Source organism: Acidovorax sp. GW460-11-11-14-LB4, from assembly GCF_059423685.1.
Window position 1 is genome coordinate 17,402 of the sequence record NZ_JBWKYJ010000005.1, and the last position, 16,425, is coordinate 33,826.

General features: G+C 66.0%; 12 protein-coding genes. 2 read left to right on the top strand and 10 right to left on the bottom strand.

Annotated elements, in window-relative coordinates:
• Nucleotides 1-57 precede the first annotated feature (57 nt).
• The 10 genes from AC07X4_RS03870 to AC07X4_RS03915 all read right to left on the bottom strand — a co-directional run bounded on the left by AC07X4_RS03870 (nucleotide 58) and on the right by AC07X4_RS03915 (nucleotide 11,376).
• Nucleotides 58-1,905 (bottom strand): ABC transporter ATP-binding protein, encoded by a 1,848-nt coding sequence (locus AC07X4_RS03870; protein ID WP_056745074.1) that lies wholly within the window; start codon nucleotides 1,903-1,905, stop codon nucleotides 58-60.
• A gap of 77 nt (nucleotides 1,906-1,982) precedes the next feature.
• On the bottom strand, nucleotides 1,983-2,450 hold the full coding sequence (locus tag AC07X4_RS03875; RefSeq protein ID WP_056062555.1) for a CopD family protein: 468 nt from the start codon (nucleotides 2,448-2,450) through the stop codon (nucleotides 1,983-1,985).
• 136 nt (nucleotides 2,451-2,586) lie between these two features.
• Complete coding sequence (locus AC07X4_RS03880) at nucleotides 2,587-2,907, bottom strand: hypothetical protein (RefSeq protein WP_494739290.1); 321 nt, start codon at nucleotides 2,905-2,907, stop codon at nucleotides 2,587-2,589.
• A 21-nt stretch (nucleotides 2,908-2,928) separates the two neighbouring features.
• Nucleotides 2,929-4,296, bottom strand: a complete 1,368-nt coding sequence (locus AC07X4_RS03885) for a sensor domain-containing protein (RefSeq protein WP_494739291.1) — start codon at nucleotides 4,294-4,296, stop codon at nucleotides 2,929-2,931.
• A gap of 105 nt (nucleotides 4,297-4,401) precedes the next feature.
• A complete protein-coding gene (locus AC07X4_RS03890; RefSeq protein ID WP_494739292.1) occupies nucleotides 4,402-5,268 on the bottom strand; it encodes an isocitrate lyase/PEP mutase family protein in 867 nt (288 codons plus the stop codon).
• Between the two features lie 80 nt (nucleotides 5,269-5,348).
• Complete coding sequence (prpF, locus tag AC07X4_RS03895; protein ID WP_494739293.1) at nucleotides 5,349-6,536, bottom strand: 2-methylaconitate cis-trans isomerase PrpF; 1,188 nt, start codon at nucleotides 6,534-6,536, stop codon at nucleotides 5,349-5,351.
• A 52-nt stretch (nucleotides 6,537-6,588) separates the two neighbouring features.
• Nucleotides 6,589-7,143, bottom strand: a complete 555-nt coding sequence (locus AC07X4_RS03900) for a hypothetical protein (RefSeq protein ID WP_494739294.1) — start codon at nucleotides 7,141-7,143, stop codon at nucleotides 6,589-6,591.
• Nucleotides 7,124-9,793 (bottom strand): Fe/S-dependent 2-methylisocitrate dehydratase AcnD, encoded by a 2,670-nt coding sequence (acnD, locus tag AC07X4_RS03905; protein WP_494739295.1) that lies wholly within the window; start codon nucleotides 9,791-9,793, stop codon nucleotides 7,124-7,126. Before acnD ends, AC07X4_RS03900 begins: the two co-directional genes overlap by 20 nt.
• Nucleotides 9,794-9,826: 33 nt before the next feature.
• Nucleotides 9,827-10,984, bottom strand: coding sequence for a bifunctional 2-methylcitrate synthase/citrate synthase (gene prpC, locus AC07X4_RS03910; RefSeq protein WP_494739296.1), 1,158 nt, complete (start codon nucleotides 10,982-10,984; stop codon nucleotides 9,827-9,829).
• Nucleotides 10,981-11,376, bottom strand: a complete 396-nt coding sequence (locus AC07X4_RS03915; RefSeq protein WP_056745058.1) for an acyl-CoA thioesterase — start codon at nucleotides 11,374-11,376, stop codon at nucleotides 10,981-10,983. The genes prpC and AC07X4_RS03915 overlap by 4 nt, the downstream gene beginning before the upstream one ends.
• A gap of 134 nt (nucleotides 11,377-11,510) precedes the next feature.
• On the opposite strand from AC07X4_RS03915, the gene AC07X4_RS03920 reads away from it, so the two are divergent.
• Nucleotides 11,511-12,962: a short-chain fatty acyl-CoA regulator family protein gene (locus AC07X4_RS03920; RefSeq protein ID WP_494739297.1), complete on the top strand. Its 1,452-nt coding sequence runs from the start codon at nucleotides 11,511-11,513 to the stop codon at nucleotides 12,960-12,962.
• 271 nt (nucleotides 12,963-13,233) lie between these two features.
• Entirely contained in the window at nucleotides 13,234-16,329 is a 3,096-nt protein-coding gene (locus tag AC07X4_RS03925; RefSeq protein ID WP_494739298.1) for a bifunctional diguanylate cyclase/phosphodiesterase, read from the top strand.
• Nucleotides 16,330-16,425: the final 96 nt, after the last annotated feature.

Here is a 16,425-nt window from a genome sequence, read left to right on the forward strand (position 1 = left end):
CACAGCCGCGTGCGCGACAGCGTGTCGCCCAGGCGGCTCGTATCCGTCCTCGCCGATTCAGTCTTCTTCCGATTCGCCCAGGAACCCGCCGCTCTGGTGGCCCCACAGCCGGGCATACACGCCGCCCTGGCCCAGCAGCTGGGCGTGTGTGCCTTCTTCCACAATGCGGCCCGCGTCCATCACGATGAGGCGGTCCATGGCGGCAATGGTGGACAGGCGGTGGGCAATGGCGATCACCGTCTTGCCCTGCATCAAGCCGTCCAGGCTTTGCTGGATGGCCGCTTCCACCTCGGAGTCGAGCGCGCTGGTGGCTTCGTCCAGCAGCAGGATGGGCGCGTCTTTCAGCATCACGCGTGCAATGGCCACACGCTGGCGCTGGCCACCCGAGAGCTTGACGCCGCGCTCGCCCACATGGGCGTCATAGCCGGTGCGGCCCTGCAGGTCGGTGAGTGTGGCGATGAAGTCTGCGGCCTCTGCACGCGCGGCCGCCTGGTGCAGGTCGGCCTCGCTGGCATCGGGGCGGCCGTACAGGATGTTGTCGCGCATGGAGCGGTGCAGCAACGAGGTGTCCTGCGTGACCATGCCGATGTGGCGGCGCAGGCTGTCTTGGGTCACGTGGGCAATGTCCTGCCCATCGATGAGAATGCGGCCCGACTGCACATCGTGGAAGCGCAGCAGCAGGTTGACCAGCGTGGACTTGCCCGCGCCCGACCGGCCAATCAGGCCGATCTTCTCGCCGGGGCGGATGGTGAGGTTGAGGCGGTCGATGACCGGACGGGCATCGGGGCCGCTGCCGTAGGCAAAGCTCATGTCCTCAAAGCGCACCTCGCCCTGGGTCACGACCAGGGGCTTGGCGTCGGGGGCATCCACCACGGCGCGCGGTCGGGTCAGCGTGTTGATGCCGTCCTGGATAGTGCCCACGCTTTCAAACAGGGTGGTCATCTCCCACATCACCCAGTGCGCGTGGCCCGATACGCGCAGCGTCATCGCGGTGACGGCCGCCACGGCACCCGCACCCACCTCGCCGGCCGACCATAGCCACAGGGCCGTGCCGCACGCGCCGAGAATCATGGCCACCACCAGCAGCTGGTTGACGATCTCGAACAGGCTCACCAGGCGCATCTGCGCATAGCCGGTCAGCTTGAACGCGTCCATAGCCGCGCGCGCGAATTCGGATTCGCGCCGCGTGTGCGAGAACAGCTTGACGGTGGCAATGTTGGTGTACGCGTCGGTGATGCGCCCGGTCATCACCGAGCGCGCGTCGGCCTGCGCCTTGCCCACCTGGCCCAGGCGCGGCACAAAGTACCAGCAGGCCAGGCCATAGGCCACCATCCACGCGGCAAACGGCAGCAGCAGCCGCGCGTCAAACCCGGCCAGCAGCACAAGGATGGTCACCAGGTAGATGCCCATGCCAATCACCACGTCGGTGGTCGTGAAGATCATGTCGCGCACGGCCAGCGCGGTCTGCATGATCTTGGTGGTGATGCGGCCCGCAAACTCGTCGGCGTAGAACGCCATGCTCTGGCCCAGCATCAGCCGGTGAAAGTTCCAGCGCAGCCGCAGCGGAAAGTTGATGGCCAGCACCTGGTGCTTGATGCTGGTCTGCAAGGCGACCAGCACCACCGATACCAGCAGCAGCGCAGTGATGCCGATCAGCGCCGCTTTGCGTTCGGCCCATAGCGTGCCCGGAGACGCGGACGTGGAGATCCAGTCCACCACCACGCCCAACACGGCAAACAGCAGGGCTTCGTAAATGGCAATGGCTGCGGACAAACCTGCCATGGCGGCCACGTAGCCACGCAGGCCACGGGTGCCGTCCCACACAAAGGCCAAAAAGGCCTTGGGAGGCAAGTGCGGCTCTGCAGCGGGGTAGGGGGGAAGCCGGCTTTCGAAGAAACGGAACAACGTCAAAACTCCTGGGGCCACGCGGTGCGTGCTGCCGCGCGGGGCAGCAGGCTGCGGGCCCATCCAATCAATAGACCCTAGACCAGCAGCGTGACCACGACGATCACCACACCCAGCGCCAGGTTCACGCCCACCCAGCTGCGGATGCTGCCCAGGGCCTTGGCGCCGCTGGGCCAGTCCGACGCTGCCACGGCACGCTGCAGGCGCCGGAACAACGCAAAGCGGATATGGCCGAAGATGGCCATCATCACGAGGCCCAGCGTGGCCATGATGGTCCAGTCCAGTGGCATGGAGAACACACCGCCCGTCTGAACGGCCTGCTTGGCCGCGCGGCCGATCATCCACAGGCCGCTGCCCAGCACCAGCACCACGGCGGCAGTGACTGCCACAAAGAAGCGCTGCAGCACGTCATGCATCAGCCGCAGGCGCTGCGGGGGCTCCAGCGACTGCGCGGCAGGCCGCAGAAAAAAATGGGCGAACACCATGCCCCCCACCCACACGATGATGGACAGGACATGGACAAGCTTCAAGGCGTTGTAGAGCATGGGTGCGTGGCGCTGGGCGCCGAGTGTGGTGAAGTGACCCAGGGGTGGGTCAGAGCATCCGGCCAGCGGGGTTGCGAATGCCAGGCCGCATTGTGCGGTGATATGCCTGCGGCGGTGAACCTCGACCCAAGAACCCCTATGTGTCTGCGTGGCCATGTGGCTTGTGCGAGAGTGCCTTGGCCAGGCGCCACATTGGGGGCAGCAGCAGGGCCGTGACCATGGGCACCCACACGGCCAGATAGCACCAGCTGGCCGGCCCGCTGTGGCCCACGCTTTCGATGCCTGTCGTGCGCTCCACCCATGACCACACGGGATAGAGCATCAGCGTGACGGCAAGGGCCACCGGCAAGGCCGCCACAGCCAGACCCAACCGCACCACGCACTGCAGTACAAGCGGATTGGTCCCGTTGTATGCCCCCACCGAAGTCGCCTCAGAGCCAGGGACGGACGTGTGCAAGACGGGCTGGCATCACGGACATCAGGAATGCAGGGGCGCCAGCGCCACCCGCACCTGGTTGCCGCCGTTGCGCTTGGACAGGTACATGGCTTCGTCGGCGTGGCCCAGCAGGCGGTGCTCTTCGCCACCATGCTCGGGGTAGATGGCCACGCCAATGCTGGGCTGGATGTACAGACGCTGGCCTTCGAGGTCGAAATCCTGACCAAAGGCCGCGAGTATCTTGTCGGCCACCGCACAGGCGTGCTCGCGGGCCTGGCCGCCTTCGAGCAGCACCACAAATTCATCTCCGCCCAGCCGCGCCACCGTGTCGGATGCGCGCACGCATTCGAGCAGCCGCTGCGCCACCCGCTGCAGCAGCAGATCGCCCATGGCGTGGCCCAGGGTGTCGTTCACTTCCTTGAACCGGTCGAGGTCAATGAACAGCAGCGACAGCAGCGTTTGGTCGCGCCGCGCGCGGGCCAGGGCGGTCTTGAGCCGGTCCAGAAACAGCTGGCGGTTGGGCAGGTGCGTGAGCTGGTCGTACTGCGCCATATGTTCAAGGCGCTCATACATCTGCTTGCGTTCAATGGCGGCCGCTACCTGGGTGGAGACGAACTGCAGCAGATCCTTGTCCTTGTCGGTGTAGCGGCCTTGTTCGGTGTAGCTTTGCAGCACCAGTGCTCCCAGGGGGCCACGCTGCGTCTGCAAGGGCACACCCAGCCAATACAGCGGCGCCTGCGTGGCATGCGCTGCAGCGCGCCAGTGCGTGGCCTTTGCTACCGACGAGTCCGGCGTGAGCAGCAAGGTGGCGCCGCCCCGGATCACCTCCGCATAGCGCGGGTCCTCGGCCAGCGCCATGGGTTCGGGTGCGGGCAGGTGCTCGTTGACGTGGTACGGAAAGCTCAGCTGGTCATCGTGCGGGTTGTACAGGGCCACCGCAAAATTGGTGGCGGGCAACAGGCCGCCCACGATCTGGTGAATGTGCTGGAACAGGGCCTGCAGGTTGTGTGTGGTGTGCGCGGCTTCGGAGATGGCGTAGATCACCGCCTGCATCGACTCGGTGGCCTTGCGCGCGGTGATGTCGTGGGCCACGGCCAGCCGCACCTGCTTGTCGGGCAGCCAGCGGGCCGTCCAGCGGATGTGGGCGATGGAGCCATCCTTGCGCACGTAGCGGTTTTCAAACTGCAGCTGCAGCTCGCCCTGCGTCACATTGTGGGCCTGTCGTTGCGTGGCGGGCAGGTCGTCGGGGTGCACCATGTCCAGCATGCGCTTGCCGACCACTTCGTCGGGGGTGTACCCAAAGATGCGCTCGAACGCTGAACTGACAAACACAATCGAGCTGTCTCCCCGCACGATGCAGACGGCGTCGAGCAACAGGTCCACCAGGTTCAACGAAGAAATGCTTTGCATGGTGCAGCGCGCACGGTGTGCTGGAAAGACCCATTGTGCCCGGCACCGGTGGCTTGTGCGGCCTTGAAGGCAAAAACGCGACGGGTTCTTGCCCCGGGGGTGACACTAAGGCCTGGCGTACTTCGCTTCCAGCGTATCCCAGTCGGCTTTGCGCACCAGCCGCTGGCGCTCTGCAAACGGTGCGACCAGTGCGGGGTCTTCGTCAATGCGCTGCGCGTCGCGCAGCACGGTCAAGGCCTTTTGCATGCCAGCCACCGCGCCCTGCAGCGCTGCGTTGGCGTACAGCACCAGGCCATAGCCCAAGCCGGCGAGTTCTTCGGCGCGGGTGATGGGGGTCTTGCCTCCGATCACCATGTTCATCAACTGTGGCGCCGCCAGCCGCTGGGGCAGGGCGCGGATCTCTTCCAGCGTGGTGACGGCCTCCACAAACAGGATGTCTGCGCCCGCCTCCTGAAAGCGCTGGGCGCGCTCCACGGCGGCCTCGAAGCCCTGGGTGGCGCAGGCATCCGTGCGGGCCAGGATGAGGGTGCCTGCGTCGCGGCGCGCATCCACGGCGGCTTTGATCTTGCCCAGCATCTCGTCGGTACTGATCACGTCCTTGCCGTTGAAATGACCGCAGCGCTTGGGGCTGACCTGGTCTTCGAGCTGGATGCAGTCGGCCCCCGCGCGCTCCAGCACACGCACCGCATGGTAGGTGTTGAGGGCGTTGCCAAAACCCGTGTCGGCATCGACGATGAGCGGCAGCTCCACCGCGTCGCGGATGCGTGCGGTGTGGTCGGCAATGTCGGTCAGGCCCATGAAGGCCTGGTCGGGCAGGCCGAACCACATGTTGGTCACGCCAGCGCCGGTGACGTAGAGGGCTTCAAAGCCCAGGTCGGCCACCACGCGGGCGGAGAGGGCGTTGAAAGCGCCGGGCACGATGACGCCCCGGCGAGCCTGGGCCAGGGCTTTGAGTTGTTGTCTGGTGTTCATGGTTGGGGTGGTGAGCTGGGTTGCTATATGTTTGATAGCTGTTGGCGCATGAGTCACTAGCGCATCAAGCCATTTTTGCTTTAAAAAATGTCGCCCGGCACCCGCACCCAGCCTTCCATCAGGATGCGGGCGCTGCGGCTCATCAGGGCCTTGGTCACCTTCCACTGGCCGTTGACCTGTGCCGCTTCAGCCCCCACACGCAGGGTGCCCGAGGGGTGGCCAAACCGCACGCTGCTGCGCACGCCCCCGCCCGCTGCCAGGTTGACCAGCGTGCCTGGGATGGCTGCCGCCGTGCCAATGGCCACCGCCGCCGTGCCCATCATGGCGTGGTGCAGCTGGCCCATGGAGAGCGCGCGCACCAGCAGGTCGATGTCTTTAGTGTCAATGGCTTTGCCGCCGGAGGCCGTGTAGCTCGCAGGCGGCGCGACAAACGCGATCTTGGGCGTGTGCTGGCGCGTGGCGGCCTCGCTCACGTGCTGGATCAGTCCCATGCGCAGGGCGCCGTGGGCGCGGATGGCCTCGAAGCGTGCGAGTGCCGCCGCATCGCCATTGATCGCGCCTTGCAGCTCGGTACCGGTGTAGCCCAGTTCCTGGGCGTTGAGAAAAATGGTGGGGATGCCCGCGTTGATCAGCGTGGCGGCAAAGCTGCCGACGCCTGGTACTTCGAGCGTGTCCACGACATTGCCGGTGGGGAACATGGCGCTGCCTTCTTCCCCATCGTCCGCCGGGTCCATGAACTCCAGCGCCACCTCGGCGGCGGCAAAGGTCACACCGTCCAGCTCAAAGTCGCCCGTCTCCTGCACCTGCCCGTGGGCCATGGGCACATGCGCCACGATGGTCTTGCCGATGTTGGCCTGCCAGATGCGGACGGGGAAGGTGCCGTCTTGCGGAAGGCGCGCCGCATCGATCAGCCCCATGTGTATGGCGCAGGGCCCCACCGCTGCCGAGAGGTTGCCGCAGTTGCCGCTCCAGTCCACGAAGGGCTGGTCGATGGACACCTGACCAAACAGGTAGTCCACGTCGTGCTCCGGCCGCGTGCTGCGCGACAGGATCACCGCTTTGCTGGTGCTTGACGACGCATTGCCCATGCCGTCGATCTGCTTGCCATACGGATCGGGGCTGCCCAGCACGCGCAGCAGCAGCGCGTTGCGCGCCGGGCCGGGTTGTTGGGCGGGGGCGGGCAGTTCGTCAAGGCAGAAGAACACGCCTTTGCTGGTGCCGCCGCGCAGGTAGGTAGCCGGGATTCGGATTTGAGAGGCAGTGAGCATGGTTAGAAATACGTAGGCAGGCCGTCGTCGCCGGATGGTGGGTGCGGTTGGGTCAAAAGAGCGGCAGTTGTGTGCTGGACGGGTCGGGCGGCGCGGGCTGCAACGGCCAACGGCCGATGGTTTCGTAGCTGTAGCTGCCGCTCTCGTCGTTGCGGCCCACCACCAGCAGGATTTCGTCGATGGTCCAGGCAATCTGGTTCATCTGTGTAGGGCCCAGGCGTGTTGGCGCCCAGTAGCTGATGGTGGTGTGTGGCGTGTGGCCTGTTTTCGTCGCCAGCCCTTCTGTACTCAGCGCGTGCCGGACTGCCGCTAGCAAGGCATCGAAGCAGTGCGGCCTTCCACGGGCCCGGAAGGACCATTGGATGGTGGTTTGGCCCTGATCTCTGTACACCCCGTCGCGAATGCGGTTGAGCACCAACGTGCATGCGCGCGCCTTCACACCGGCGCCTGCGCGCAACATTTTCTGGCGTATTTCCGGGGTGTCCCCATAGCGGTCCGACAGGGTCTGGTGCCAGTTGTCCATGGGAGACAAGGTACTTTGCTCCAGCCCATTGCGTGCAATGGCGATCCACATCGCTGCAGCCACCTCAGGCGGTGGCTTGGCCATGAAAATCAGCCGGGGGCCTCTCATGGCCGCTGCCTCGCTCCACGTTGCTGGCGGCCAGGAAGTCCTGCGCAAAGCGCTGCAGGACTCCCCCGGCTTCGTAGATGGAAACCTCCTCGGCCGTGTCCAGGCGGCAAGTCACGGGTACTTTGGCGCATGCACCATTTTGACGGCGGATGAGCAGCGTGAGGCGGGCGCCTGGCGCGCGGTGGCCCTCCACGCCATACACCTCCGTCCCATCCAGCCCCAGCGTAGTGCGGTTGACCCCCGCCTCAAACTCCAGCGGCAGCACCCCCATGCCAATCAGGTTGGTGCGGTGGATGCGCTCGAAGCCCTCGGCCACCACCACCTCCACACCCGCCAGGCGGACGCCCTTGGCGGCCCAGTCGCGGCTGGACCCCTGGCCGTAGTCGGCACCGGCAATGACGATGAGCGGCTGGCGGCGGTTCAGATAGGTTTCCATGGCCTCCCACATGCGCATGACCCGGCCTTCGGGCTCCACGCGGGCGAGCGAGCCTTTTTTCACCTGGCCATCCACCACGGCCATCTCGTTGACGAGCTGCGGGTTGGCAAACGTGGCGCGCATGGCGGTGAGGTGATCACCCCGGTGCGTGGCGTAGGAGTTGAAGTCTTCCTCAGGCACGCCCATGCGCGCCAGGTATTCGCCCGCTGCGCTGTCCCGCAGGATGGCGTTTGAGGGTGACAGGTGGTCGGTGGTGATGTTGTCGGGCAGGATGGCCAGCGGGCGCATGCCCTGCAGGGTGCGCGGGTGGGCGGCCAGCGCGCCGATGCCCTCAGTGTCCCAGTAGGGCGGGCGGCGAATGTAGGTGGACTGTGGGCGCCAGTCATACTGGGGCGACACGCGCTCGCTATCGCCCGGCCGCAGGGCGAACATGGGTTCGTACACGGCGCGGTACTGCGCGGGTTTGACGGCTGCCTTCACCACCGCGTCGATTTCGTCGTCGCCGGGCCACAGGTCTTTGAGGCGAATCGCCTGGCCGTCCACCACCGCCAGAACGTCCTTTTCGATGTCAAAACGCACCGTGCCCGCCATCGCATAGGCCACGACCAGCGGGGGCGAGGCCAAGAAGGCCTGCTTGGCATAGGGGTGGATGCGCCCGTCGAAATTGCGATTGCCCGAGAGCACGGCGGTGGCGTACAGATCGCGGTCGATGATCTCCTGCTGGATGGCAGGGTCGAGCGCACCCGACATCCCGTTGCAGGTGGTGCAGGCAAAGGCCACGATGCCAAAGCCGAGCTTTTCCAGGTCGGCCAGCAAGCCCGCCTCCTTCAGATATAGCTCCACCGCCTTGGAGCCGGGCGCCAGCGAGGTTTTGACCCAGGGCTTGCGCGTGAGGCCCAGCCGGTTGGCGTTGCGCGCCAGCAGCGCGGCGGCGATTACGTTGCGCGGGTTGGAGGTGTTGGTGCAGCTGGTGATGGCGGCAATGACCACGGCGCCATCGGGCATCGTGCCGTCCTGCGGGGCGGGCATGGCCCAGGGGCCTGCGATGCCTTGGGCCGCCAGGTCGGATGTGGCAACACGCGCGTGGGGGTTGGAGGGGCCGGCCAGGTTGCGCACCACGCTCGACAGATCGAACACCAGGTTGCGCGCATAGACAGCGCCTTTGAGAGTGTCGGACCACAATCCCGCTGCCTTGGCATAGGTCGCGACCAGCTTCACTTGTTCCGCCTCGCGGCCCGTCAGCGTCAGATACTCCAGCGTCTGTTCGTCGATGCTGAACAGCGCCGCCGTGGCGCCGTATTCGGGCGCCATGTTCGAGATGGTGGCGCGGTCGCCAATCGTGAGCTTGGCGGCGCCTTCGCCAAAGAACTCCAGATAGGCGCCCACCACCTTGGCCTTGCGCAAAAACTCGGTGAGCGCCAGCACCACATCGGTGGCGGTGATGCCGTCCTGGCGATGTCCGGTCAGCTCCACGCCCACGATCTCAGGCAGCCGCATCATCGATGCGCGCCCCAACATCACGTTCTCGGCCTCCAGTCCGCCCACGCCGATGGCGATCACGCCCAGGGCGTCCACATGCGGTGTGTGGCTGTCGGTGCCCACGCAGGTGTCGGGGTAGGCCACGCCACGGTCGGCATGGACCACGGGCGACATTTTTTCCAGATTGATCTGGTGCATGATCCCGTTCCCCGCCGGGATCACATCCACGTTGGCAAAGGCTTTTTTCGTCCACTCGATGAAGTGAAAGCGGTCCTCGTTGCGGCGGTCTTCGATGGCGCGGTTCTTGGCGAAGGCATCGGGGTCGAACCCGCCACACTCCACGGCCAGCGAGTGGTCCACGATGAGCTGCACTGGCACCACTGGGTTCACCTGGGCCGGGTCGCCGCCCTCCTTGGCAATCGCATCGCGCAGGCCCGCCAGATCCACTAGCGCCGTCTGGCCCAGGATGTCGTGGCACACCACGCGTGCCGGATACCAGGGGAAGTCGCGGTCGCGTTTGCGCTCGACGAGCTGGCGCAGGCAGTCATCAATGGTGGCCGGATCGGCGCGGCGCACGATGTTTTCGGCGTGGACTCGGGCGGTGTAGGGCAGGGTGGCCCAGGCGCCCGGTTGCAGAGATTCGACAGCCTCGCGGGCATCAAAGTAGTCGAGCTGCGTGCCGGGCAGCTTCTTGCGATACAGAGTGTTCATGAGCGTGGGGCAGGGAGCTGCGGCCGTTTGGTTTTACTTGCGGTCCTGGATTGGTATGAACGTCAGGTCTTCCGGCCCGGTGTAGTTCGCACTCGGCCGGATGATCTTGTTGTCCTGCCGCTGCTCGATGATGTGTGCCGCCCAGCCGCTTGTGCGTGCGATGACGAACAGCGGCGTGAACATGGCGGTGGGCACACCCATCATGTGGTAGCTCACGGCGCTGAACCAGTCGAGGTTGGGGAACATCTTCTTCACCTCCCACATCACGGTCTCCAGCCGCTCGGCAATGTCATACATCTTGGTGCTGCCCGCCTCCTGCGACAAGTTGTGCGCAACGCCCTTGATGACGACATTGCGCGGGTCGCTCACGGTGTAGACCGGGTGACCAAAACCAATGACCACCTCCTTGGCCTCCACGCGGCGGCGGATGTCGGCCTCGGCTTCGTCCGGGCTGTCGTAGCGTTTCTGGATCTCGAAAGCCACCTCGTTCGCGCCGCCATGCTTGGGGCCCCGCAGCGCGCCGATGGCGCCGGTGATGGCCGAATACATGTCGCTGCCCGTGCCGGCCACCACGCGGGCGGTAAAGGTGCTGGCGTTGAACTCGTGCTCGGCATACAGGTTGAGCGAGGTGTGCATGGCACGCTCCCAGGCAGCGGTGGGTTGGGTGCCATGCAGGAGGTGCAAGAAGTGCGCACCGATGGAGTCGTCATCGGTCTCCACCTCGATGCGGCGGCCCGAGCTGGCCCAGTGGTACCAGTAGAGCAGCATCGAACCGAGAGATGCCATGAGCCGGTCGGCAATGTCGCGCGCACCCGGCAGGTTGTGGTCGTCCTTTTCAGGCAGCGCACAGCCCAGGGCCGAGACGCCCGTGCGCATCACGTCCATGGGGTGGCTGGCGGCGGGCAGCTGCTCCAGCGCCTGCTTCACACTCATCGGCAGGCCGCGCAGGGCCTTGAGCTTGGACTTGTAGGCACGCAGTTCGGCGCGTGTGGGCAGCTTGCCGTGTACCAGCAGGTGGGCGATTTCTTCAAACTCGCAGACCTCGGCAATGTCGAGGATGTCGTAGCCCCGGTAGTGCAGGTCGTTGCCCGTGCGGCCTACGGTGCACAGGGCGGTGTTGCCCGCCGCCACGCCCGAGAGCGCGACGGACTTCTTGGGCTTGAAGCCCGGGGTTTCAACGGTGGTAGTCATGCGGTCTCCTGGTTTACATATGTGTTGGTGATGGCAGCGGGGCGGCCTTTGCCATCCACCGCCACCATTTCAAAAATCCCCTTCAGCACTTCGTCCTGGGGCGAACCCAGCGTGGCGGCCAGACCGGTCACGCACACGGTGAGCGAGCTGCGTCCGACGCGAGTGACCCAGGCGCGCAGCGTGAGCACATGGCCCACGGGCACGGGGGCCAGAAAACGCACGTCGGTCACGCCCGCCATCACCACATCGCGCTGTGCGGCGCCGCGCGCTGCCAGAAACGCCGCCTTGGCCATGAGCTGCAGGGCGTTGCCGCCAAACAGCGTGCCGTAGTGGTTGGCTTCTGCGGGGAAGACGATTTCCGTCAGTTCGACGGTGCCAGTGGGGGTTGTCATGCTTCGCAATTTACGCACAATGGCATTCCGCTGTAAGCCCTAAATTGGCGAATGATTGCGAACGAAAACCCGTCAATTTGCGAATATTGCAAATGACGATCAGGGTGCGATCAAAGAGCACCAAGAAAGATGGAATGAAAAAAACCTTCATGGGTGTGCGCCTGCGCCGCCTGCGCGAAGAGCGCGGCATGACCCAGATTGCACTGGCGCGGGCGCTGGACCTGTCGGCCAGTTACCTGAACCAGCTGGAGCAAAACCAGCGCCCGCTCACCGTGCCTGTGCTGCTCAAGATCAACGCGGTGTTCGGCGTGGATGTGCAGCGCTTCTCAGACGACGATGAGGCGCGCCTCATCACGGGCCTGCGCGAGGTGTTGGCCGACTTGCCTGCCGGGGTGGGCGGGGAGGGCGCGGGCGACGCCGTGTCTCTGGCAGAGATCCGCGAGCTGGCCGCAGGCATGCCCGCTGTGGCGCGCACGCTGCTGGCGTTGCACCAGCGGCACCGTCAGGCGCTGGAGCGCCTGGCCGCTCTGGGCAATGACCGGGGCGGCGAGGGCACCGTGGCCCACCATCCGCCCAGGGCTTATGAAGAAGTGCGTGACTTCTTTTTTGCACGCCAGAACCACATTGCCGAGCTGGACGACGCGGCCGAGCGATGTGCCGCCGACTGGGGCCTGCTGCCCGGGCGGGCGGATGAAGCGCTGGCGCAGCGACTGGACCAGGCCCATGGCGTGCGCGTGGTGGATGTGGCCGACCTGCCCGGGCAGGCGCAACGGGTATTCCAGGCCGATGCCGGCGTGCTGCAGTTGGCGGCGGGCCTGGAGCGCGGGCAGCGCGCGTTTCAGATGGCGACGCAGCTGGCGTTTCTGGAGCAGGGCGCCGAGCTGCAGCGCATTGCCGACGGTGCCGGATTGTCCAGCGACCAGGCCCGGGCGCTGGCACGCATTGGCCTAGCCAACTACTTTGCGGGGGCGCTGGTGCTGCCCTACACCGTCTTCTTGCGGGCGGCCGAAGCGGCGCACTACGACATCGACCGGCTGGGCCAGCAGTTTGGCGTGGGTTTCGAGACCGTGTGCCACCGCCTGTCCACCCTGCAACGCCCCAGTGCGCGCGGTGTGCCGTTCTTCTTCATCCGGGTGGACCGGGCGGGCAACATCAGCAAGCGGCAGTCGGCCACACACTTTCACTTCAGCAAGATCGGCGGCACCTGCCCACTGTGGAATGTGTACGAGGCCTTCGCACAGCCCGGGCGCATCGTGCCGCAGGTGGCGCGCATGCCCGATGGCCGCGCCTATCTCTGGGTGGCGCGTGTGGTGTCGCGCAGCGGCGGCGGCTGGGGCGTGCCCGGCAAGGAGTTCTCCGTAGCCCTGGGTTGTGACATCCGCCACGCGCCGCAACTGGTGTATTCACGCGGGCTGGACCTGGCCAACCCCGAGGCCGCCGTCCCTATCGGCATGGGCTGCAAGGTGTGTGAGCGCGATGCCTGCCCGCAACGCGCGTTTCCGCCCATCGGGCGGGCATTGGATGTGAATGAAAACTGCAGCCGTTTCGCGCCGTACCCCGTGGCGCCAGGGGCGGTTGTCGGGTAAACCCGTGGGCGTTCTGGTTCGGAAATATGCTCATCATTTCATAGCTTGTGAGGTAAGTCGCTGTGGCGCTAGAGGCACTTTTTTCTTAAATTTTTCGCCGTAACCAAATGTTGGCTCCACAGTGGCTGGATTGCCGCTATCCTGCGCAATTTGCATGGTGTCTGGTCGGCTCCCCGGCCAGCAAAGCAAAGGCACGTCTCTGACTTCTTCCACTGCTTCCCCGCTGGCTGCCCTGGCACCCCCAAGCCGCTATCGGCATTGGGTGGCGGGCATGGGTGTGGCCGTTCTGGGGTTGGTGGTGAGCCTGTGGCTGGCGCAACACCAGGCCGCGTCGATGGCGCAGATCGAAGAAGCGCGCTTCACCCAGGAGACACGGGCGTTTACCGAGGCGCTGAGCCAGCGCATTGCCGGTCACACCGAGGTGGTCAACGGCCTGCGGGGCCTGTTCACGGCCAACCCCCGCTTGTCGCGCCTGGACTTTGAACGGGCCGCCAGCGAGATGGAGGTGGGCCAGCGCTACCCCGGTGTTCGCAACCTGTCTTTCACGCGCTGGGTGCCTGGGCGTGAGCGCGAGGCCTACGAGGCCAGGGTGAGGGCGGACACTTCGTTGTCACCCGACGGTTTGCCCCAGTTCAAGATCCACCCACCCGGCGAGCGTGCCGAGTACTTCGTGGCCGAGTATCTCTGGCCCATGTTCGGCAATGAAGGGGTGCTGGGCCTGGATATCAGTGCCCAGCCCGCCAACCTGGCCGCCATGCGCTACAGCCGCGACAGCGGGCAGACCGTGGTGTCTGCTCCTTTCGATCTGCTGCAGGAGACAACACATCGCGCAGGCATCGTCATCCGCGTGCCGGTGTTCGACCCCACCGCCGGCACGGCCGAGCAGCGTTTTGTGGGCGCGGTGGCGTCCACCCTGCGGGTCTATGACCTGGTGCAGGGGCTGGGCAGCCAGGGGTTTCTGAACGGCATCGCTGTCGCCATGGCGGACCTGGGGCCGGTGCGCCCGGATTCGGGCGATGCCATGGTGCGCCCCCTGCTGGAGCAGACGGCCCCGGGCCTGCCCGGTGTGCGGCCCCTGGTGCGTGAGCTGGGGGTGCATGACCGGCGCTGGCAGCTGACCTTCTACCCGACCCGGTCGTTCCTGACGGCGTCGGAAACGCGCTTGCCGTGGCTGGCCGGGCTGGCGGCCGCGGTGGTGTCGTTGTTGCTGGCTTCCGTCGTGGCCCTGCTGGTGCGCCAGCGCACCCTCGCGCTGGTGCGCGCCCAGCTGTCCGACGATGCCCGGCGCGAGAGTGAGGAGCGGTTCCGTGCGCTCTTCAACCAGGCCACCGTGGGTGTCGCACAGGTGGACTCGGCCACGGGCCAGTTTGTGCGCGTCAACCAGCGCTACGGAGACATCCTGGGGTACAGCCCGGAGGAGATGGTGGGCATGACCTTTCAGAGCCTCACCCACCCCGATGACCTGGCAGCGGACCTGGCGCAAGTGAGGCGGCTGCAGAGCGGCGATGTGCCCGAGTACCGGCTGGAGAAACGCTACATCCACAAGGATGGGCACGAGGTCTGGGGCGACCTGACCGTGTCGTCGATGTGGGCATCAGGCTCCGCGCCCGGCCACCACATTGCCGTGGTGCAGGACATCACTGCGCGCAAGCGCATGGAAGAAAACCTGCGGGCCAATGAACAACGCCTGCGCAGCATTCTGGAGCGCCTGCCCATGGGCCTGTGCCTGGTGCAGGACGATGGGCTCATCAGCTTTCGCAACCAGCGGTATGTCCAAATCTGCGGCTACACGCAGGAGGAGGTGCCCGACACCGACACCTGGTGGCAGCGTGCCTATCCCGACGCCGCTGAGCGCGACGCGATCCGCCAGAGGCTGCTGGACTCCAAACACCTGGGCGTGATCCCGCTGGCCGAGTACACGATCCGCTGCGCAGACGGCAAGTACAAGCCCGTGGAGATCTCCGGCATTTTTGTCGAGGGGGGGCGCCTGATCACCATGCAGGACCTGAGTGAGCGCAAAGCCGCCGAGGAAGAGATCAACCAGCTGGCCTACTACGACCCGCTCACCCGCCTGCCCAACCGCCGTTTGCTGATGGACCGGCTGCAGCAGGCGCTGGCCACCAGCGCGCGCCACCAGCGCAGTGGAGCACTGCTGATGCTTGACCTGGACAACTTCAAGACGGTGAACGAAACCCGGGGCCACGACCGGGGCGATGCCTTGCTGTTGCAGGTGGCGCACCGTTTGCGCGGCTGCGTGCATGAAGACGACACCGTGGCCCGACAGGGCGGCGACGAATTTGTGGTGGTGCTGGAAGACCTGGGCGACAGCCCCGAGGAGGCCGCAGCGCGCGCCGAGGACGTTGGGCAGCGCATCCTGGGTGTGCTGCGCGAGCCCTACCAGATCGATGGCGCTGCGCACCACAGCTCGCTGAGCATGGGTGTCACCATCTACAGTGGCACGCGCGAGACCGTGGATGAGCTGCTCAAGCGTGCCGACCTGGCGCTGTACCAGGCCAAGAACGCGGGGCGTGACACCTTGCGCTTTTATGACCCCCAGATGCAGGCTGCGGTCAGCGCCCGCGCCACGCTGGAGCTGGACATGCGGGTGGGCCTGGCCCAGGGCCAGTTCGAGCTGTATTACCAACCCCAGATCGACCACGGCCGCATTACCGGGGCCGAGGCGTTGCTGCGCTGGCGGCACCCGCGCGATGGATTCATCTCGCCCGCGCATTTCATCCCGCTGGCCGAAGAAACCGGCCTGATCCTGCCGCTCGGCGAGTGGGTGCTGCAGGCAGCATGTCGGCGGCTGGCCGCATGGGCCCAGCAGCCCGACCTTGCCTTGCTGAGCCTGGCCGTGAACGTGAGCCCACGGCAGTTCCACCAAAGCGGCTTTGTTGCCCAGGTGCTCGCGGCGCTGGCGGGTGCGGGGGCCGACGGCCACCAGCTCAAGCTGGAGATGACTGAAGGCCTGCTGCTGCAAGACGTGGAAGACACCATCGACAAGATGGGCCAGCTCAAGGGCTACGGCGTGGGCTTTTCGCTGGACGACTTTGGCACGGGCTATTCGTCGCTGAGCTACCTCAAGCGCCTGCCGCTGGACCAGCTCAAGATCGACCAGAGCTTTGTGCGCGACGTGCTGACCGACCCCAACGACGCGGCCATTGCCCGCACCGTGGTGGCGCTGGGCACCAGCCTGGGCCTGCGCGTGATTGCGGAGGGCGTGGAGACCGAGGCGCAGCGCGAGTTTCTGGAGCGCCACCACTGCCACGCCTGGCAGGGCTACCTGCTCAGCCCCCCCGTGGCAGTGGCGGAGTTTGAGGCGCTGGTGCGCCGAACCAATGGCGCCCTGGATGGGCGCCTTGGATGACGCGGGGCGTGCGGCGTGCGGCGGGCGCAGGGTGGCGTGTGTTGCGCGGAGTGCAGGTGGCAACACGCCGCCGGAAACCCTTTGCAACCGCAGTCT